Origin of the sequence: Turicibacter sp. HGF1, from assembly GCF_000191865.1 — a bacterium.
Classification (GTDB): domain Bacteria; phylum Bacillota_I; class Bacilli_A; order MOL361; family Turicibacteraceae; genus Turicibacter; species Turicibacter sanguinis.
Window position 1 is genome coordinate 55,573 of record NZ_AEXQ01000060.1, and the last position, 21,462, is coordinate 77,034.

The following is a 21,462-nucleotide window of genomic DNA, read 5'->3' on the forward strand; positions in this document are numbered from 1 at the left end:
AATATCATGTTAAAAACATATTTTTTATTCAAGAAATTTAAACAATTAAAATCCCGTTTATCTGTTGAAGCAAGAGAAATCGAATCTTTCATTATTGTCACATGACACAAATTTAAAGAAAATTTTATGGTAATTCATATCTTCTATTGTCTTTTTTAGAATAGATTTCTAAATAATTCAAAAAATATATAGACAAAAAATGAAAATAGGTGACGATATGTTCAAATTTATCCGAAGTAAACTATCTTATTTGAAGAACCCCTCACTTTATCAATATAAACCCGCTCATTCAAGTACTAACGCTGAACTACTTTCAAAGAATTTAACTGAAACGCTCCAAAGATTAAAAGAAAAATATCATGATTCGGCTGATTTAGTTATAAAAGAGACGACGATTAAAGGACGAAAGATTGCATTTATTACAATAGAATCTATGGTCGATATGACTCAGCTATCTGAAATGGTTCTAGCCCCAATGATGAACTTAGAATTAAACGACATAAAAAAAACAAATCTAAGTTCATTTATTAAAGATCACCTCGCGATGGGAGTTGATATTAAGGAGATTTCAACTTATTAGGAAATCTTTCATATGATTATGTCCGGATCAGTCACCATTCTAATTGATGGATATCAAGAAGCCATTGCATTCTCTATGGTCGGCTATGCATTTAGATCCCCCGATGAACCGTCAGGTGAAACTAATATACGCGGTTCTAGGGAGGGATTTTGTGAAGTCATTCGAATTAACATGACAATGGTTAGACGACGATTAAAATCTAATCATTTAAAATTTGAATTACTACAAGTCGGAAAAAAGAGCAACACAGATGTTTGTCTGATGTATTTAACCGATAAAGCAGATCCTGAATTATTAGCTTATATTAAGGATAGGCTAAATAAAATCAATTTAGACGTTATTCTGGATACAGGTTACCTGATTCCCTTTTTAGAAGGTAAACCCTTTTCAATCTTTTCAGACATCGGTACAACCGAAAGACCAGATTTTGTTTGTTCTAAACTTTCAGAAGGAAGAATTGTGCTTCTAGTAGATGGGTCACCCTTCGCTATTTTCTTACCTTTCTTTTTTTCTGATCATTTTCAAAATCTTGACGATTATACGACTCAACCTGTTTACGTATCATTTCTACGTATCATTAAATATATTGCCTTTATCCTCACTACCTTACTACCTGGGCTCTATGTTGCACTTGGAAATCATCATCCCGAACTACTGCCTGAAATCTTACTCTACAGAATTGCTACTTCAGAGCAAACAACTGCTTTTCCTTTAATCTATCAAGCTTTAATCATTGCCTTAATCTACGAGATTATGCGTGAAGCTGGACTGCGTCTACCTCGGCCAGTTGGGACCGCAGTTAGTATTATTGGTGCTTTGGTAATAGGTGATGCTGCTGTTCAAGCTGGACTTGTCGGTACACCAATGGTCATGATTATTGCACTAACAGCCATTTCAGAATTTGTTATCCCTTCATTACATGTTCCATCCTCTTTTTTAAGAATGACTTTTATTTTATTAGGAGCTGCTCTTGGTTTATACGGGATTGCACTCGGTATATGCGGACTATTTATCAATTTATGCGCTCTCCATAATACAGGTTATTCTTATATGACTCCATTAAGTCCATTAAAATTTAAAGCCCTAAAAGATACAATATTGAGGTTTAGTCTTAAGCACACGAATTCTTCGATGGATAATGTTAACCATTCATCTAATGAAGACTAAAGATAAGGATGATATCCATGAAAAAACCATTGAGTACCGCCCAATTAGTCATATTATTATTCTTCTGTCGACACTACTCACTTTTAACCTATACCAATAGTGAACAAGCACTAGAAGCCAGTTTATACGCCATTGTAATAGCTGATATAATCAACCTACTATTTTTAATTCCTGTATTTTTATTGTTAAAAAAAAATCATTCACGTAACCTTATGGCAATCGCTCAAGATATTTCTCCATTTTTAAATAAGCTGATTTATCTTGTACTTTTTGTCTTTTTTATTCTCACTACCTTTATTTCATTAACCGAGTTTGGAACCTTTATGACAACTACTATTTTTCCAACTACTAGTTCGGCAATTATTCTGTTTAGCATGTTAATTTTTTGCATGTATGCTGCCATAAATGGACTAGAAACAATCGCCAAAACAGCTTCACTCCTTTTACCCATGATTATTATAGGGATTCTTCTTATTACCTTCTTTTCCATGTCTAATATTGATTTTGATAATTTTAGACCCATTTTAGAAAATCCAATCTTAACCATCATAAAACGTGCATGGACCATCTCAATTAGAAATATCGAATTAGTTGCGCTTATTTATTTACTGCCGTTTTTTAATGGAAGTAATAAAAAAGTGGTTGGTGGATTCTTAGGATCTTACACCGTGTCACACGCACTCTTAATCTTCATGACAATTGCTGTTCTTGGCGAATACGCCTATGTCCAACAATATCCCTCCTACTCTATTGCAACTGTCGCTAAATTTTCAATTTTCCAAAGACTTGATTCCTTATATATGGGGATTTGGGTCTTTACCGGATTTATTAGAATCTCTTTAAATCTGTGGTTATCTATCCATCTCTTAAAATATTTAGTTCCTGCTAAATATCATAAATTTCTTCTTTTAATGACTTCAATCATTTTATTTATTGTCAGCCTATATCGTAATTATTTCTTTAATATTTCATTAGCAGAATCTATTTTTCTTATTCATACGGTCCTATTTATCACTTGTCTCATCTTTTTCCCTCTACTATTGCTTATCATCCAAAAAATTTTTAAAAAGGAATCTTACTCATGATAAAAAAACTAATCTTCTCTTCTTTTATCTTCTGTTTTTTAACAGCCTGCACCAATATAAAACCTCTGAGTGAGAGATTAATTGTAGAGGTTATAGGAATAGATTATGATGCCCAAAATGGTGAATACAATTTGTCTATTCAACTATTTACACCACAGGGAGGAAGTAGTCCCACTACCATTGATCCTACTCAATCCAATACCAAACTAGTAAATGCTACAGGGGAAAGTATGTATGAAGCCTTACAAAATGCAACATTATCGATTGGTAATAGTTTCTTTTATGGAGATACACGTATTATTATTTTAGGAGAATCTGCTTCAAAAAACTGTTTCCAAGAAATCATGGATTTTTTAAGTAACTTTAGCGAAACGAGTGCTAATCTAATGATTGTCACAACTAAAGGCCCCGCTTCCGAATTATTAAAGTTAAATATCACAGAAGGGATTACTCCTGCTGTCGGGATTACTAATTTATTAAAAAACTCTCGACTTACAGGGGAAGGGATAGAACTCTCTTACCTCGAAGCGATGCAAGGATATCTTAGCAAAACCCTTTCTCCTATTTTACCAGTTGTTTCTTTAACACAAGAGAAATCTAGTAGCGAGACTGCTGTCAATGGAAGTTCTAGTGAAAAAAATGATAGTCATTCATCTTCCGAAATTTCAAATACTGCTCCAATTAAACTTGATGGCACGGCATTATTTCTCAATAAAAAATTGATTGGCTATCTTAATCAAAATGAAACAAAGGGTCTGGCTATAATTGGAAATAAGCTTGATTCAACTCATTACACGGCAAAGATAGAAAAACTTAAATATGCTAATGTATCACTCTACAACTTAAAATCAACTATTAAAGTTGAACAAGAAGGAGATCAATTTAGTTTAAAAATAATCATTAAAACCCAAGGAGATATCAAAGCCTTTACGTTTGCCGATAACGTAAATAGCTTAAATGATGACGATATCCGGCAATTAGAAAAAGAAATTGAAAATCAAATTAAATTTGACTGTGAGCAAACCATCACCAAGTCAATGAAAGAATTTAATGTTGATTTATTTAGGATAGGTGATAAAGTTTGGAAAAAAGATGCTAAAGCATATCCAAAAATTAGAGATAACTATGCCGATTTTATAAAAAACTTAGATGTCACACTCGATATCCATGTGAATATTAATCGAATTGGATTAGAAAATATCTTAAAATAATGAAATTTAAATCGTTACTCAAACAAGATAAAAATCATTGATAGATAGGACAGCATTTCCTAATGATCTAGTCTTATTGCTATATCATATCTTCATTTTCTTTAGGACTAAAAAAGACACTGATTAGTGCCTTTTTTAATCCGTTAAAATCACTTTTATAAAAACTTGGAAGACATGTTAAGACTATTAGGCATATGATATAAGTGAATTAGTTTGATTTTTTATGAAAGGAGGGGATGAGCGTGAAAGAGAGTCAATTAAAACAATTTCGTTCAAAATTAAATAAGACAGTAGAAGAAATTCCTGAATCTACACCCGAAGAAGAAATGACCCATCAACTGATTGAAGCCTTATCAGATAAAATCGATGATATGAATTTATTTATTTCACAAACACAAGCACTGCTTTCCCAATCATCCCATCAAAATAAATCTGATTTTCGCTCTTGTTCAACTGAATCCTCTACGTCTAATGATAACTCGAACACCTTTACTGCATCTGATGCCTCTTCAAATCAGACTGCTTCATCTTGTGATTGTTCAACCAATACGACTTCAACTAATACGACTTCGGCTAGTACTAATTCAGCTAATACGACTTCATCCAATGATACTGATGAGCGAATTGGAATTGTAGGCAGTGGCATTGGAGGAACAGCAGGTTCAAAAAAAATAAGCCCTGATACTTTTCTTTTAGGATCTAGTAATTATGAATACTACTCACCAGATAAAACAAACTATCTCTATGGATTTACCAACTCTGAATTTTTTGCTTTTATTGGGGCATTAGACCCTATTGAATATATTCTTGTCATTACTGTCATTTCTATTTTAATCGCAACTCAATTAAATACTAATGAGCAACAACTTGTGGGAGGTGCCTTAATCGACATTGGAGTCACCATTGGGAATATTGTCGAACAAACCCTATTCCAACAAGCGCGTCAAAATGAAATCAATACTAAAAAACGTCAAGCGGCCTTTCAAACCGATATCAGTAATATTTACAACAGCCTTGTCACCTTACAAGAAGAAATTAATGCCTTAAGAGATGAGCTTAATCTAGATTAATTGACCTGCAAAAGCACTCCGTCCTTTTGCTTTTTTAAAAAAGTCATTGACTCTCCACTTACTATACAGTTTACAATAAAACATGATAGAAAAGGAGAGTTGATAAAATGACTAAAAAGTTTTTAAGCTATGCCATTCCCTCAGCACTAGCCATGTTCGTAGCTTCCCTATACACCGTCATTGACGGAATCTTCATCGGAGCTGGAGTTGGAGACACAGCCCTGGCTGCCATTAATCTTGTCATTCCTCTAACCATCATGTTATTTGGAATGGCAACTATGTTTGCTGTTGGTGGTGGCGCTTTAATTTCCAAAAATCTCGGAAACAATGACCCCCAAAAAGCTAACCACCTGTTTAGGCAAGTCTTTAAATTTTTACTCATCATTAGCTTGGTGATTAGTTTTATTTGTGTTATCTTCACAGGTCCTATTGTCAAAGGACTTGGTGCAACCCCTGATTTAATGAGCGATGCTAAAACATACCTCAGATTCTATTCACTATTTTGCATTCCAAACATCATTGGAATTGCCTTAAATAGTTTTATCCGAAATGACAGTCGTCCAAAACTAGCGATGATAGCAACCATCCTTGGAGCCATCACTAACATCACCCTTGATTATCTCTTCATTTTCCCGCTTCAAATGGGATTACGTGGTGCTGCCATCGCAACAGGGCTTGGACAAATCGTAACCGTAGCAATTCTACTTCCACACTTCATCAAAAAACGTGGATCGCTAAGCTTTGGAAACGTCAAATTAGACTTTACCGTCATCAAAGAATTTTCAAGTATTGGATTCCCATCCTTCTTTGCTGAAGCCGCCTTTTCCATTATTATCTTTCTGACAAACATCGCCCTAATCCAAACCGTTGGTGAACAAGCCATCACCTCATACAGCATCACCAACTACCTGACCACTCCAATCTACATGCTATTACTTGGTTTAGCATTCGGAGCACAACCTCTTTTAAGCTACCATTTTGGAGCCAAAGAACCTCACACCATGTTAAAATACTATCGATTAACCATTATCACATCTTGTATCATTAATCTCATCTTTATTGGGCTCTGTTTCTTCTTAGGACGTCAAATGATCAGTATTTTCACCCAAGATGCACAAATTATTAATATGACCTATATCGGGCTTAATATCGTCAACCTTGCCTTCACCGTAATTGGCATCAATTTAGCGACTACCATCTATTATCAAGCGATTGAACAACCAAAATACTCAAACTGGATTTGTGCTTGTCGCTGTATCATCTTTTTACCCGTTGTCCTACTCATCCTGTCATTCCTTTTTGGCATTCATGGTATTTGGGCAAGTCTACTCGTCTCAGAACTTTTCACGATGCTGACCTTCTATTTCAGAACCAATATGACTCAACTAACAACTAACGCTATCGAAACTTATGCCTAAGGAGTTGAAGAGACATGTCTACCTATTTTACAATTGGTGAAATTGCGAACATGTACAACCTTTCCATCCAAACATTAAGACATTACGATAAAATTGGACTTCTAAGTCCTGCTTATACTAACCCTAAAACGGGATATCGCTACTACTCGATTCAGCAATTCGTTAAAATTGACTTCATCAAACATGGAAAAGCACTTGGCATGACACTAGATGAAATTAAAGTATTAATAAAAAAAGACCTCGACTTATTCACTTTAACAGACGTTTTAAATAAGCAAAAACTTCAAATCAAACAAAAAATAATTGAACTTCAAGAAATTGAACAACACATCAACAATCTACAGGCAAGGTTATCTGAAGTTGAAACCTTTGGCCTAAATAAACCCTTTTTAAAAAGCGAAGACAGTCGTCACTTTATTCGCTACAACTACGTTTCAAAAAATGAAATTGAAGTTGAAATCAACATCCGAAATGTCGTACTTGATATGGAAACTAAATATGGTCGTCATAACTCTGAACTCGTACTGGAAGCCAACTATGAGATTTTAAAATCAGAAAATCGTGTTCAGTACGATCAAATGCTCATTAAACTATTAGATTCTACCTCTTCAAACACAACATTAGAAGCGGGAACCTATGCGACATTATTTTATGACGATCATTATGGAAACAATAAAATCTATTATAGTCAACTAGAAGAGTTTATCTCTAAACAACGACTAACCCCACTTAGCGATGTTTATGAATTTGTGATTATGCCTCGTATTGATCAAAATGGGATTGAAAAATCCATCACCCAACTTCAAGTCCTAGTCAAAAAATCCTGAATGCACATGCACTCAGGATTTTTTTTATAAATCAGCCCCATCATTTAATAAAAATCCAACAACTTGACGAATATCTTCATTCACATAAACTTTAATGATGCGTTGATTTAAATCTTCAAATCGGTAAATGACGTCATTTCCATCTTTTGATGAATCGAGCAACGATACGGTATCTGCTAACTGATGCTCACTTAAAAAGCTCACGGCTAATTGTTCTAAGCTTTGTTCGTGATACTCACTATCTTTTGTATTAATATCAAAACGAATTCCAATTAATTGCCCCTCAATATATTCACCGACAATGCGATTCACATCATTTTCTTTTGGCTCACGATCTAGCACTAACCCAACACGGTCACCCTTATAATTGACCTGTGTGTCTTCTTCAGCTAAATCAGTTGATTCATAAACACCTACGGAATAATCATTTAAATCAATGCTTTGATGAAAATATAATTGATAATCCTCTACTAATTGATTAACCAGCGTTTTAACTTCTTCTGAGGGGACTTCATTCGCACACCCTGATAATATCAAAACTCCTACCGATAGAAATAAAACTAGTCTCAACCACTTCATTGATGCACTTCCTCCTTAAAAAACAACCTAAAATGCAACTTTAATAGTTACAGTATGGCAATTTTTAGAGGAAATTATTTAAAAATTAATAAATTTCCTTGTGGAAAAATCAATTTAACAGTCGTTCCTTTGTTCACTTCCGAATCGAGATAAATTCCAATACTTAACTTATGACACAGTTTTTGACACAAATAAAGTCCCATTCCCGTCGACTTACCAAAAATGCGACCATTTTCACCTGTAAATCCTTTATCAAAAACACGTCCTAAATCTTTCTCACTAATGCCTACCCCATTATCCTCAATCCTTAAAATAATTTGCTGATTATGCACGTTTGATGAAATCTTAACCACAGCATTCTCAGGTTTTGAATACTTAATGGCATTCACCACTAATTGATTAATAATAAATTCAACCCACTTTAGATCACTCAATAAGCAACCCTCGATTTCACCTAAATCGACGGAAACTTTCTTTAAAATAAAGTCTCGTGAATTTTGACGAATCACCTTCATCACAACAGATTTCAACTCAAACTCTTTAATCACATAATCTTTACTGACATCATTGCTTCTCGCATAATAGAGTGCCTGTTCAATAAAAGCTTCCACCTTTTTCACTTCATCCTCAACACGACGTGCCACGTCACTTTCATTATTTTCAAGAATCAATTTCAAAGAAGCAATCGGCGTTTTAATTTCATGAACCCATGTCTCAATATATTCCCGATATTCCGTTTCAAGTTCTTCGTATTTATTGACATTTTCATGCATCGATTTCGTAATATCATACAATAAACTGTGAAAAAGTTGGCCTTCTAAAAATTCTGGCTCTTCAACCACCTCTGCCACTAAATATTTCTCCTCAAGTTCTTCTAAGACCGACTCCAATTGATTAAAGTAACGTCGCCATTTAAAGTATTCAATCAGCATATAAGAGATAACTGGAATAAACCATAAACATCCAACTAAAAAAATAACGACTCCGCTCACTTTAGCAATAAGCATAAACATTAAAATAACTAAAAAAACTAACATTTGAATGACTAAAAAGGTAACATGATTCTTTACATAATCAACGAATCTCATGGCATGATGTACCCTAGCCCACGACGCGTTTCAATCGCATCCTTAAGACCAATTTCCTCTAGTTTTTTTCGAAGACGTGTCACATTCACCGACAACGTATTATCGTCAACAAATAAATCTGATTTCCATAAATGCTCCATCAAAACATCCCTCGAGACAATTTGGCCCTGATTTTTAATGAGACATCCTAAAATTTTCAGTTCATTCTTTGTAAGCTCCATCGTCTTTTGTTCATAAGTGATACTTCCATTCGACAAATTCAGCGTCAGACCTTTATAACAAAGCGTCTCACTTGCCGACAAAGAACCATACGTTCGTTTTAAAATGGATGAGATGCGCGCTAATAAAATTTGCGTATTATACGGTTTGGTAATAAAATCATCAGCGCCTAAATTCATACTCATTAACTCATCTAGCTCACTATCTCGACTCGTTACGACAATAATTGGAACATCAGATGATTTTCGCACTTCTTTACAAATATAATATCCATCAAAAACAGGTAAATTAATATCTAATAAAATTAATTGTGGCTTGATCGTTTCTACCTGTTCTACAATATTTGAAAAGTCCGTTGGTGCTTCAACCTCATAACCATAACGGCTTAAAAAAATTTGAAGCTCTTCACGAATCACTTCTGCATCTTCAATAATCATAATTTTTTGCAAAATGATACCTCCACTTCTAAATCCAACTACTCTTATTATACCCTAGCGTCTGGTATAATTATCCTTACAATTTTGTCACAAAAAAAAAGAGTTCATCTATGTGAACTCAAGTTTACTCTGCTACATATAACTCATTGACAGTCTCTTCTTTTACTCCGATTACTAAGACTAATACGATGACTTTTAAAATTTCCATTACTGCTCTTAGCATGATTATCTCTCCCATCTTCCTTTAATTAAACTGATGTATTTAAAATGCTACTTGCACCACTCATTCACATGCTCTTCTTTAATCCCTACTATTAAGACTAAACAAATTACGTTTAAGATTTCGATTACAAATTTCATCTCCATCATCTCCTCAAAAAGTTTTGTTAAAACTCACTGACAGATACATTATATCTCCTGCCCTAATCTTATAACATCGAACTAGATGACAGAAATCTTTCATTTTTGTCATATAAAAAAATCATCCCAATTCGCCTAAACGAAATGAGATGATCCCTTGTCCTCATATTGTCATTCAACTTATCTAACATATTTCTCGATAAATTGATAAATTCCACTAAAATACTCCTTCTCCATTAAGTCATCCGCTTCACAATGACCGAGTCCCTCTATGTACCAAAGTTCTTTTTGTTCATGTGGAATCGCATCATAAATATACTGGCTACTCTCTGGTGGGGTAACCTTATCTTCTGTTCCATGAATTAATAACACGGGAACCGTAATATTCGAAACAGCTTTAACAGGTTGAATATCATCATAAACTAGATTTTCTTTAAGTTTTAACACGACATTCCCAGCCCATTTAGCATAACTCACCGGTAAAAATGGAATATTTTCAGCGATAATTCCAAGTTCAACGGCACTCTCCATCGTATGATATGGGGCGTCTAACACATAAAAATCAGCATATTTACTTTCTTCATTTAACTCAGTATGCATCGTTGCTGTGGCAGCTCCCATCGAAAATCCGTGAATTCCTAAAATTCCATTTGGATATAACTCACGAGCAAATCCTGCAACAGCATCTAAATCAAATCGCTCATATAATCCAAACGTATAATTTTCACCACCTGTTAATCCGGTATGACGTTGATGGTAAACAACCACATTATAACCATTTTCTAAATAATTAAATGCTGAATTTAAGACCTCATGATAATTGCTTCCGATTCCGTGAACAATTACCATCACATCATTTGTTGGCGTATTCGCCTTAATATCTAAAACTTCAACCTCATAGCCATTTATAGGACTCTGTACAAAGGTTGTAGCATGTTCATATTTATCTAATGTGTCTAACACTTTATCTTCACGCTCTGTGTAAAAAACAGTCATATCTTCTGCACTAACTGACGGATTCTTTCCAACTGTTCCATCATAAACCATATTCCCAATAATCCAAGTTGCTAACGCAAAAATAGATCCTGCACCAACCGTTGAACCGATAATGACCTTTTTCTTTTTTTTCATTCTAAATCACCTCTTTTTGGAATTCAGTCATTGCTTTTTATTTATTATATCAAAATTATTTTGTTTTTCAAATTATTTGATTTGTAAACATTTAACATTCATAACTTTACTCCTAAATTCTCATACTATAATTGTTGTTTAACAACAAATTTATTGGAGGATGATCACAATGCATGATAAAAATCCAGGTGTCAAATGTACAGTAAGTAGTTGTAAATTTAATAACAATCAAAAACATTTCTGTCAATTAAATCAAATCACAGTGGGAACACATGAAAAGAACCCAGTCCAATGTGAATGTACTGACTGTCAGTCATTTGAATTAAAATAATCACACGTTGTCTCCATCCTAATATCTTCTAAAGCTAGGGCTACCCTAGCTTTTAAAATTTCCCAGGAAAACTATATTTAATTCATTATATTCAGCAATTCCCTAAAATAAGACAACTGATTTAATAAAAAAGGATTTTTTTTACTTCCTATCTGATCATCATGTCTGTTTTCTTATATGCCCCTTAATTGAGTTAATAAACTGATAGAAAATAAAAAAAGCAAACATCGAGCGTTTGCTTTTTTTAAATTAGAAGAAAAATAATTGAACAATGTTTGCAACAATGGAAAAAATCACAAATCCTTTTGCCCATTCCGTACGATGTCGATAATATAAAATAAGTCCAACTAATGCACTTGTACCAATCAAAATTCCAATTCCTTGTTCTAAATAAAAATTCGTCGGCAATGAAGTGACATTTATCCAGGCTAACCAAAAACTATAAACAGCTGAAATCCAAATCATAGCATGTGTTAGTTTAGACTTTTTAACGCTTATCAAAAGAACAACGATTAAAAATGCTAAAATAAATAAAATAACAAATAACAAAAACAAATAACCAAGTGCCATTTCATTCCCTCCTTTTTCTAACATCTGTATTATAGCATCCAAATCTTTAAAATTTATGTTGAAAAATCTTAACAATTCTGTAGGATTGGTAACTCACACTCAAAAATAAACTGATCTGCTTCTTGATAAACTTCTAGTTTTCCTCCAACACTCTCAATCAGCATACGACAACTTTGCAGTCCTACCCCATGACTTTCAATCTCATCACTAATTTGAAGTAAAACTTTATTACAAACCTTGATAACTAAAACATCTTCTAATTCGCAAATTCTAAACTTAATCGGATGTGAAGCATCCGCATATTTTAATAAATTTGAACAAATATTATCGATTAAACGGTAAAAATCATGACGTTCCATCTGTAAACTAAATGAATTCTCGATTTCAACCTCTACCAAAGCCTCAAACCCTTCACTTTCCAGTGAAGAAACGACTTCATGTAAACACTGTTCAATCATCTCATCTGCATTTAGCGTCGTAACTGGCGCTTTTTTTTCTTCTACAACACACTGACGAAACAACTGATCAATTAAATATTTGATCTGAAATGCCTTGCTAGACACAATCTCTAGATATTTCGTCTGTTCTCCCTTATCTTTTTCCTGCTTGATGATATCTAAATAAGAGATAACAGCGGTTAAGGGGGTTCTTAAGTCATGAGATAGTGATCTAATCATTTGAATGTTTTGCTGTTTTAATTCTTTCTCAAGTTCTATTTGTTGTTCTAAAGTTTTAGCCATGTCATTAATGTCTGCTGCTAACTGAGAGATTTCATGCTGACCTCTCACTTCAATTTGAGTCGATAACTGACCATTTTTCATTCGTTCAACGGCATGGCTAATTTCTAAGATATAAGTAATCTGTCGATGCAACAAGGTCATAAAGGTAATCATAAAAATCACCATCGAAGCTATGACACACAATACTCGTCCCCACAAATAAAAATTAAGATTAAAAAACGGATAAATATCTATCCAAGCCGTCCCGTCACTAAATTGGAGTGCATAAGTTTTTGGAATGTACATGATATCAGATTCTTGATACCCATAAGAGATTAAGCTTGAATCATAATAAAGTTCATCTCCTTGGTAAATCAAAATTAGCAAATCATCATGTGCTCGATGCCATTCTTCTAGTTGCTTAGCATTTTCTAAAGATAATTGATGATTCGTAATGTACGCCTGAATATCTCGATTGATTCGATCCATTTCGTCTGCATAACTGGGAGACTGATTCACCACTTTACTCGTTAACGAATAAAGTGATTCCTCTAAAATAACATAACTTATAAAAGATAGTAATAATGAAATGACCACATATCCTGTAATCACTAAGCTCCACTTTGGTAACCCTACCTTTTCAAGAAATCGATTAATCCACATAATACCCTTTTCCCCAAGCCGTCTTAATATAGACTGGATTTTTTGAATCCTTCTCAATTTTCTTTCTCAAATTTCGCACGTGAACCATGACGGCATTGTCACCAATCACTTGCCCTGAATCATTCCAAATACTTTGATAAATTTGTTCCATCGAAAATATTTTTTTACGATGAGTAATCAATAGTCGTAAAATCTTATATTCTGTCGTGGTCAAGGAAACCTCTTTTCCCTCTAAAATCACACGCGTCGAATTCAAATCCACCACTAAATCACCAATCGTAATCGTCGGTTCTACCTTCACCTGAGTCGTTGAATGATACTGATACGCTCGTCTTAATAATGCTTTAACACGGATCAATAAATCACTATTTGAAAAAGGTTTCGTGATATAATCATCGCCACCCGCTGAAAATCCCATCGTTTTATCCGATTCTTGGCCATAGGCCGTTAAAAATAAAATCGGAACAAAAGACTTCTGACGTATTTCAGAGCAGACAACAATCCCAGACTTCTTTGGCATCTCGACATCTAAAATCACAAGTCCAATACTCTCATCCATTAATTCAATGGCTTCCTCACCATTACAAGCCGTCACAACCTCGTACCCATCACCTGTTAATAAGATTTGAAGAATTTGACGAATATCTTGATTATCATCAGCGACTAAAATTCTATTTTTCATCTACTTCATCCCACCTTAAAAAAATTAACTTATCTCAGTTATATCATAAATTAAATAAAATAATTGAAAAAGACAACCATAGGTTGTCTTTTCAATTATTTTATATTCCTAACAATAAACACCTTTTCGCGTCATGGCCTCAAGCATCGTATAAACAACATCACTTGATCGTTCATTAGCAGCTTGAAACGCCTGTTTAAAGGTTTGAAAAGCTTCATCATCTCCATAATGAGAGATTGCTTTAACACAAATAAATGGGAGATGATGACGATAAGCGACTTGACCTAAAACAGCTGCCTCAACATCTATAAACTCAATGCGATAACTTTGATTTAAATGTTCGGAAATAATGCTACTATTAATAAAACGATCTGCTGTTCCAAAAAGTCCAACCTGGCCCTTATAATCTAAATACTTACAAGCCATTAAAGCAAATTGCTTTAAATGTAAGTCACTTGGGAAAACAACTTGATTAGTTCCAGGAATTTCAAATAATCGATAATGATTGGCTTGAAAATCGACATCATATTGGAAAACCATATCTGAAATGGCAATATCTCCAAGATCTTTTTTTTGCTTTCCGATATATCCGCAATTTCCAAATCCAATAACCGCGGTAATCGGATACTTCTCTGTAATCACACCCATTGCATAAGCAAAATTAACTTTTCCCTCTCCTGCTTGAACCAAAATGATATCTTTCCCATTCAATTTTATTTCATAAATGTTGAAGAGATAATCTGTGACGATTTTATAATCATTCAATTTAGCTAATAATTGTTGCGCTTCAAACTTAGATTCGCAAAAAATACACAACATGTTCATCACCCTTTATCCAATTCAGGATCAATTTTATCTGACTCATTTCTACCTATCTTACTATATGCAATAGTTAATAGACGAGAACCTATTGAAGGGATTTCATACAAAAACTCGCTCCAATTATTGAAGCGAGTTTAATTAAAGTGATGATCATTCGACTTAAACACGAATATCTGGGGTCGTTTCCCAACCATGTTCTGTAGTGTGATCATAAGCTAAAACTTCAAAATTGAATAAATTACTATGGATGAAGACCCCCATCATCACGAATAACCTTAATCATTTTCTCTTCATTTTAATCCCTTCCTAAACATTCGACATGAAACATCCATAATTTGAACTGTCTTTCATCAATTTTATTATGATAAAATTGATCAAACAAATAAGATTTGACATGATGAAAAATAGCGGGTGATAAATACTTCTGACCAACATACTCATTTATTTCATCAAAGAAGTTAATCATCTGTGATTCAACTCCTTTTAAAATGTACATATCAATTAAAGAACTCGTGACAGCTTTCGCTTGTTCGAATATCCCATATTTTAAAATTTTTTCTTTTGATTGATTTAAGTAATCCTCTGCCAGTTCATAATCACCTAACTCGTAATAAATGGTCCCCATTAATCCAAGTGCTAAATGCTTTTTTACTTCATCGGTCACAACCTGAACTAAATGATTTAAAACCTCCAATGCCTCTTCAAATCTCCCTTGAGATTTGTATAAATAACTTAAATTTTGATAAACTTCGGTGACAAATGGCGGATAGCATGGATTTTCAATAAAAGCAACTTGCACGTCTATGGCCTCTTGAATTCGACCACATTTGCGCAAAACAATCCCTTTAAGAATAATGTGAGCTGCCCGAGTTAGAGGTTGGGGCGTCTCTCCCTCTCTTAGTGCTAAGTCAATATGATTTAACGCTAAATCAAGTTGGTCGACCTGAAAATATCCTTTGGCTAAATTATAAAGAATTTTATAACGATACTCCGTCATATCTGGGCTTAGTGAATGAAGGCTAATCTTCAAATAAGAAATGCTCTCTTCATACATTCCCATTTTCTCCATATTTAAACCAATCCCACGGTACAATAACGTTGGATTTTGATGACTTAAAGAAGCGTAGGAAATCGCCAACGAAAAGTGTTGATTCGATTCAATCCATTGACTTTTTTGTTGATAATCAACGGCAATTAATTCTTCTAACTTTAGGCCTTCTTCATATAGTTCATACTGTGCCACGACTTTTTTAAATTTTTCATATTCAGTTGATAAGGTTTCCAATCGACAGCGCTCAGACACCCAATCCTTTGCCTGTTCAACGGCCGATTTTTTAAATGATTCTAGTGTAAACTCTTCTTGTAAAGCCCCATCTGATAACTCCAAAAGAATGCTATAAATCAACTCAACTGTTTCATTAGGAATAATGCGGCGTCCATTTTCTGCCATACTAATATAACTACGAGAAATACCATACGCCTGAAAAGCCTCTTGCTTAATATGATATTGACGTCGACACCATTTGATTTTTTCTGATACTTCTAAAAACAATTGCTTCAACTCCATCCAATCTAAATCATCCTGAGAATTTAAGTCTTTTTGAGACTAAGACATCCTATAAGTATCTATTCTCAACTCCACGAGTATCGCTAAAAATTTTCCAAGTATGAAAAACTTATTTTAAATGATAGATATAACCTAACTCTATTTTACAACAAAAAACATCATTTTTCTTGGTTTTAATGATAGAAAATAAACTTCTCATCCTCTTAATATTCTAATTCATGATTCATCTCTTCTAAACCTGTCATTTTATGCATTTAAATTTCACTCATCTAAATCATCTAACAACAAAAAAAGTCAAGAACATTACAATTTAAGTAATCTTCTTGACTTTAATTCTAGTCGCAAGGTCTATGCCTTTAACCTTATAAAATTATCTTTTATGACGCTTAAGATAAAATTTATGATGTCGATTCAGTCTCCTAAATTAACGACGTGAATCTTTTTTTACTTTTTCTGATTTATCCATACGAGTTAAACGAACAACCGCTTCAACATGAGATGTTTGAGGGAACATATCAATCGGTTGAATATAATCTACTCGGTATTTTTTTGTTAACTCTTTTAAGTTTTTAGCTAACGTTGATGGATTACATGATACGTAGACAATACGTTTTGGTTGGACACGTTTTAACATCTCAATTAACTCAGGCCCCATTCCCGTACGAGGTGGATCGACGATAACCACATCTGGTTTGAACCCTTCATTTGTCCATTTTGGCACGATTGACTCTGCTTTACCAACCGCATAATACGTATTATCAATGTTATTTAATTTTGCATTTGCTTTCGCATCAATGATAGCCGCACGAGTAATATCCACCCCACGTACTTCACTTGCCTGATCAGCCACCCATTGACCAATCGTTCCAACTCCACAGTAAGCATCTACCACTTTTTCAGTTCCTGTTAAAGAAGCAGCATACTTCACTTGATTATATAACTTCACTGTTTGTTCTGGATTTAATTGATAGAAAGCGCGTGGTGATAAATTAAATTTAAATTTACCTAAACGATCTGTAATAAAATCTTCTCCCGCTACTTTAATCATATCTGGTCCAAAGATTTCATGCGTGTCATCAGAATTATAGTTGACATAAACTGACTTCACTTCAGGACAATACTTCATTAAATCAAGCGCTAAAGAATACATCTTCTTGAAGTCTTTATTCGCTAATACAAACGTCACTTGAATCTCACCTGTTCGATATCCACGACGAACGACAATGTGACGAGCTGTTCCTTTTTTCGTTTTGGGTGCATACGCAAAAACTTTATAATCATCTAATAAATCAACCGCGTGATTCACGACTTTGTTGATTTCTTCGTATTGAACCTCACAATCTGTGACATTTACTAACTCTCGTGAGTTCATGCTATAGAATCCGACCATCACACCATCTTCATCATACCCAACTGGCATTTGAGCACGGTTACGATAATTATATGGATTATCCATTCCCATCGTTGGACGGATATCTAATTCTTCAGGATCTAAATTGGTGTAACGTTCAACCGCTTGCCAAATGGCATCGCGTTTAATACGCAATTGTTCCGGGTAGGTCATATGTTGTAATTGACATCCACCACATTGTCCATAAACCTCACAAGCTGGTTGACAACGATGTCTTGATTTTTTCTTAACGCGTACTAATTCTGCTTCTGCATAACCACCTGCTACACGTGTACAAGTTGCCACAACTTCTTCCCCAACTAATGTTCCTGGGATGAACACCGCTTGTTTTTTATAATAACCGATTCCCTCACCGTTAATCCCGATGCGTTTAATCGTCACTAAAAATTCTTGACCAACCTTTAAAGGTGACATATTCATAAAAAAAACCTCCAATGCTTTTAAGCTACCCTTTATCTTACCACATTCGTGATTATTTTACATATCTTATTCGCAGATAGTTGACAAAATCCTCTCTTATTCGCAATAAATACACTGAGATGATGATCTTTCATTTATTATGTTGCAATGATACGTAATTTTATACCATTTTTACTTATTTATAACAATTCATATTGACTCTACAATAAAAGATGCTACAATAGGGATAATTGAATACGTCTCTGTTCTCTTTGATGAGTTAGAGGTGCATGGCTAAAGAGTAGGAATTTCGAGAGTGACGTCTAAGACAAATTCTAAAAGGTATCCATGCCGAAGTGAAAATAGTGTCCGCTATTTTTTGCTGGGGTTAGATTGAAGAAGTCTAACACTGTCACTGCCTATGGTAGTGGAGAACTAATGATCGGAGAGTTAAATAATACGTGTATCACTAAGGGATCTTTTTTTAGCTACCCCATTATTGAGCAATGTATGAGTTTAACTCTGCATTGCTCTTTTTTTTATAACTTTCAGAGCCGGACGAGATGATTCAATCAAAGTTCAATATAAAAGGAGAGAATGAAAATGGTTGGAACCATCTATGCCTTAATTCCGGCAATCCTCACAATTCTTTTGGTTATCATCACACGTCGCGTTATCTTATCACTAGGAGTCGGTGTCATCTGTGCTGCTTTAATTTTATCAGCATTTAGCATCGGAGATACCATCTCAACCCTACTCATCACTTTTAGTTCTCTAGTCATTGAAGAGGATGGACTTTACGGATTCTTAAATGAGTGGAATATGTCCATCATCTTCTTTTTAATCGCCCTAGGTATTATTACAGGCTATATCGTCTTATCAGGAGGGGCCACTGCTTTTACAAAAGCCATTATTCGTCGCGTTCAAACACGCGAAGGGGTACAATATACCGCTGCTATTTTAGGAATTCTGATTTTTGTTGATGACTACTTCAACGCTTTAGTCGTTGGAAATGTCTCAAAACCATTAGCCGAAGCACAAAAAGTATCGCGAGCTCGTCTCGCTTATATCGTTGATTCAACGTCAGCACCTATTTGTGTCATTTCCCCCATTTCAAGTTGGGCAACTGGAATCATGGGTTCTATGGCTGTCATCTTAGCAGGAGCAGGCATTTCTTACAGTGCCTTCTCAGCCTTCTTAATGACCATTCCTTATCATTTTTATGTCATCACAACCCTCATCATGGTCTTCGTTGTCATTCGCTTTAACTTAAATCTTGGATTAATGAAAAAATACGAAGCCGACACGTTACAAGGAAGCGACAGCTCAATTGTAGGCAGCGAACTATCGAATCCCCATGAAAAAGATGTTGAATCTTCAAAAGGAACGATTTGGGACTTAATTCTTCCTATTCTAACCTTAATTATTGTCACGGTTGGAACAATGGCTATCACCGGAATTCAAGGGGCACAATCAGTCACTGATCCTGAGTTTAACTTCTTCTTCACCGTCCTTGACAACATCGCTCTCTCTAAAGCACTTCGTTATGGAGGAATGGCTGGATTAATCGTTTCAATGGGACTGGCTTATCGTCATGTTTTAAACAAAGAAGTCACACTACCTGATTTTTTAAAAGCTTTTATGATAGGAGCTCGCTCTATGTTTGGAGCGATTGGAATTTTATTATTAGCTTGGGCGATTTGTGAACTAGTTGGAGCCTTAGATGCTGGAGGCTATTTAGCTTCAGTGATTACAAGCACCAATATTAATCCAAACTTTATTCCAGTTGTCATGTTTATAGTCGCAAGTTTTATGGCTTTCTCAACCGGAACATCTTGGGGATCATTCGGAATCTTACTTCCAATTGCGGGAAGTGTTGCCGCAGCCATCGACTTAAATCTGATGATACCGGTTATGGCTGCTGTCTTATCGGGTGCAATTTTTGGAGATCATGCGTCACCGATTTCAGATACAACCCTTCTATCAGCCACTGGGTCAGGTTGTGACCTCGGAGCTCACTTCAACTCCCAACTCCCTTACGCTCTATTATCAGCAGGTATCGCTGCCTTAGGCTATATGGCGTTTGGGGTGACAGGGACTTTAATGACGTCTTACATCGTCATGGCTTTAGGATTTGCTTTGGTAATTTTCTATGCTCGACGTCAAAACGTTAAGAAAGTTGAAAACCTACACTTAATGCCAAATGAATAAGAAATCAAAACGGGAGAATATGACATAAATTTAAAAGGAGTCAATGAACAGGGGGGAAACTGATTCAATGACTCCTTTTTATTATATTTCTAAGAGAGGTTGAGAATTGGAGAAAAGATTTATCATCTTGTACTAAACATAACATAGGGGGAGAGTTACGTCTCATACAAGTACATTATGGGAACACTTTTCAAATCTTAAACAAAATAAACAAACTTTTTTAAAATTTTATTTTCTTCCTTTTATAGGATTTAATGTTTCAGATGTTGCAAAATCTGAAGAGGAAACTGAGGGCTTTATCATCACAATGATAAACTTTAAAATTCAACGAAAATCGTCATAAATTTTAAAATAACTAATAAAGTATAATAGGAAACAAATTACCTATACTAATAGTATTTCGAATAAAAGGAGAGACTCTTCATGGAAAAAACAAAAACTTTCCAACTTACCGAAAGTCAATACAATCTAGTCGAAGAATTACTCGAAATCGCACCCGGTCATACCGAAGCTGAAAAACTCATTTCTGCTCTTGAACTTGCCGTCGAAGTCGGGGCTCACACCGATATGTTTTAACATAAAAAGGTCCCAATAGAAGCGGGACCTTTTTATGTTAAATAATAAAATTCTTTTATAAAAATGAGATGGGTCACCTAGCGATTGCTACTAGCAATCTTATCCTCCACTACTAGGGAATGGGTCACCTAGCATCTTATCCTCCGCTACTAGGCAATGGGCTCACACCTATGGTATTTGGCACCCCATTAGTGGAGAAAACCACTTCGTGGATGGGGTCCCCCTTGTTAGGATAACTTCGCCTTTCAGTCTACTAAAAAATATATTTTCTATAAAAATACGATAGACTCTCGTCTATCGTGGCACTTGCATGGATAACTCGGCCTAACGCCGAGTATA

18 protein-coding genes, 1 pseudogene and 1 riboswitch are annotated in these 21,462 nt (G+C 34.7%); of the genes and pseudogenes, 9 read left to right on the forward strand and 10 right to left on the reverse strand.

All coding sequences use genetic code 11. From position 1 onward, the window contains the following. The first annotated feature begins 217 nt into the window (after positions 1-217). The 6 genes and pseudogenes from HMPREF9402_RS05850 to HMPREF9402_RS05875 all read left to right on the forward strand — a co-directional run bounded on the left by HMPREF9402_RS05850 (position 218) and on the right by HMPREF9402_RS05875 (position 7,358). A pseudogene (locus tag HMPREF9402_RS05850) lies at positions 218-1,747 on the forward strand (spore germination protein). A gap of 17 nt (positions 1,748-1,764) precedes the next feature. After that, positions 1,765-2,832 (forward strand): GerAB/ArcD/ProY family transporter, encoded by a 1,068-nt coding sequence (locus tag HMPREF9402_RS05855; protein WP_009606822.1) that lies wholly within the window; start codon positions 1,765-1,767, stop codon positions 2,830-2,832. Then, positions 2,829-4,043, forward strand: coding sequence for a Ger(x)C family spore germination protein (locus HMPREF9402_RS05860; protein WP_009606814.1), 1,215 nt, complete (start codon positions 2,829-2,831; stop codon positions 4,041-4,043). The genes HMPREF9402_RS05855 and HMPREF9402_RS05860 overlap by 4 nt, the downstream gene beginning before the upstream one ends. A 236-nt stretch (positions 4,044-4,279) precedes the next feature. Further along, on the forward strand, positions 4,280-5,113 hold the full coding sequence (locus HMPREF9402_RS05865) for a hypothetical protein (RefSeq protein WP_238526650.1): 834 nt from the start codon (positions 4,280-4,282) through the stop codon (positions 5,111-5,113). 107 nt (positions 5,114-5,220) lie between these two features. Beyond that, entirely contained in the window at positions 5,221-6,531 is a 1,311-nt protein-coding gene (locus HMPREF9402_RS05870; RefSeq protein ID WP_006783431.1) for an MATE family efflux transporter, read from the forward strand. Positions 6,532-6,545: 14 nt separating this feature from the next. Continuing rightward, complete coding sequence (locus HMPREF9402_RS05875; protein WP_009606806.1) at positions 6,546-7,358, forward strand: MerR family transcriptional regulator; 813 nt, start codon at positions 6,546-6,548, stop codon at positions 7,356-7,358. 24 nt (positions 7,359-7,382) lie between these two features. On the opposite strand, the gene HMPREF9402_RS05880 is transcribed toward HMPREF9402_RS05875, so the two are convergent. The 4 genes from HMPREF9402_RS05880 to HMPREF9402_RS05895 form a co-directional block, all read right to left on the reverse strand. After that, positions 7,383-7,937: a hypothetical protein gene (locus tag HMPREF9402_RS05880; protein ID WP_006783433.1), complete on the reverse strand. Its 555-nt coding sequence runs from the start codon at positions 7,935-7,937 to the stop codon at positions 7,383-7,385. 74 nt (positions 7,938-8,011) lie between these two features. After that, positions 8,012-9,025, reverse strand: coding sequence for a sensor histidine kinase (locus HMPREF9402_RS05885; RefSeq protein ID WP_009606812.1), 1,014 nt, complete (start codon positions 9,023-9,025; stop codon positions 8,012-8,014). Then, positions 9,022-9,693 (reverse strand): response regulator transcription factor, encoded by a 672-nt coding sequence (locus HMPREF9402_RS05890; protein ID WP_006783435.1) that lies wholly within the window; start codon positions 9,691-9,693, stop codon positions 9,022-9,024. Before HMPREF9402_RS05890 ends, HMPREF9402_RS05885 begins: the two co-directional genes overlap by 4 nt. A 528-nt stretch (positions 9,694-10,221) precedes the next feature. Further along, a complete protein-coding gene (locus HMPREF9402_RS05895; RefSeq protein ID WP_009606818.1) occupies positions 10,222-11,172 on the reverse strand; it encodes an alpha/beta hydrolase in 951 nt (316 codons plus the stop codon). A 169-nt stretch (positions 11,173-11,341) separates the two neighbouring features. On the opposite strand from HMPREF9402_RS05895, the gene HMPREF9402_RS14135 reads away from it, so the two are divergent. Further along, positions 11,342-11,503 (forward strand): DUF1540 domain-containing protein, encoded by a 162-nt coding sequence (locus HMPREF9402_RS14135; RefSeq protein WP_006783438.1) that lies wholly within the window; start codon positions 11,342-11,344, stop codon positions 11,501-11,503. A gap of 249 nt (positions 11,504-11,752) precedes the next feature. Here the strand turns inward: HMPREF9402_RS14135 and HMPREF9402_RS05900 are convergent, their stop codons facing one another. From HMPREF9402_RS05900 to rlmD, 6 genes are all read right to left on the reverse strand, one after another. Further along, positions 11,753-12,073 (reverse strand): hypothetical protein, encoded by a 321-nt coding sequence (locus tag HMPREF9402_RS05900; protein WP_009606819.1) that lies wholly within the window; start codon positions 12,071-12,073, stop codon positions 11,753-11,755. A 68-nt stretch (positions 12,074-12,141) separates the two neighbouring features. Then, positions 12,142-13,455 carry a HAMP domain-containing sensor histidine kinase gene (locus HMPREF9402_RS05905; RefSeq protein WP_009606823.1) on the reverse strand — a complete coding sequence of 438 codons (1,314 nt, stop codon included), beginning with the start codon at positions 13,453-13,455 and terminating at the stop codon, positions 12,142-12,144. After that, positions 13,445-14,137, reverse strand: a complete 693-nt coding sequence (locus HMPREF9402_RS05910; protein ID WP_009606805.1) for a response regulator transcription factor — start codon at positions 14,135-14,137, stop codon at positions 13,445-13,447. Before HMPREF9402_RS05910 ends, HMPREF9402_RS05905 begins: the two co-directional genes overlap by 11 nt. A gap of 108 nt (positions 14,138-14,245) precedes the next feature. After that, on the reverse strand, positions 14,246-14,956 hold the full coding sequence (gene mtnN / locus HMPREF9402_RS05915; protein ID WP_006783442.1) for a 5'-methylthioadenosine/S-adenosylhomocysteine nucleosidase: 711 nt from the start codon (positions 14,954-14,956) through the stop codon (positions 14,246-14,248). A 298-nt stretch (positions 14,957-15,254) separates the two neighbouring features. After that, entirely contained in the window at positions 15,255-16,526 is a 1,272-nt protein-coding gene (locus tag HMPREF9402_RS05920) for a tetratricopeptide repeat protein (RefSeq protein WP_009606824.1), read from the reverse strand. A gap of 424 nt (positions 16,527-16,950) precedes the next feature. Then, positions 16,951-18,357 (reverse strand): 23S rRNA (uracil(1939)-C(5))-methyltransferase RlmD, encoded by a 1,407-nt coding sequence (rlmD, locus tag HMPREF9402_RS05925; protein WP_009606833.1) that lies wholly within the window; start codon positions 18,355-18,357, stop codon positions 16,951-16,953. A 252-nt stretch (positions 18,358-18,609) separates the two neighbouring features. Further along, a riboswitch (Lysine riboswitch) is annotated at positions 18,610-18,782 on the forward strand. A gap of 157 nt (positions 18,783-18,939) precedes the next feature. Between rlmD and HMPREF9402_RS05930 the strand changes: the two genes are divergently transcribed. Both HMPREF9402_RS05930 and HMPREF9402_RS14525 read left to right on the forward strand, forming a co-directional pair. Next, a complete protein-coding gene (locus HMPREF9402_RS05930; protein ID WP_006783445.1) occupies positions 18,940-20,547 on the forward strand; it encodes a Na+/H+ antiporter NhaC family protein in 1,608 nt (535 codons plus the stop codon). A gap of 423 nt (positions 20,548-20,970) precedes the next feature. Continuing rightward, positions 20,971-21,123, forward strand: a complete 153-nt coding sequence (locus tag HMPREF9402_RS14525; protein WP_006783446.1) for a hypothetical protein — start codon at positions 20,971-20,973, stop codon at positions 21,121-21,123. Positions 21,124-21,462: the final 339 nt, after the last annotated feature.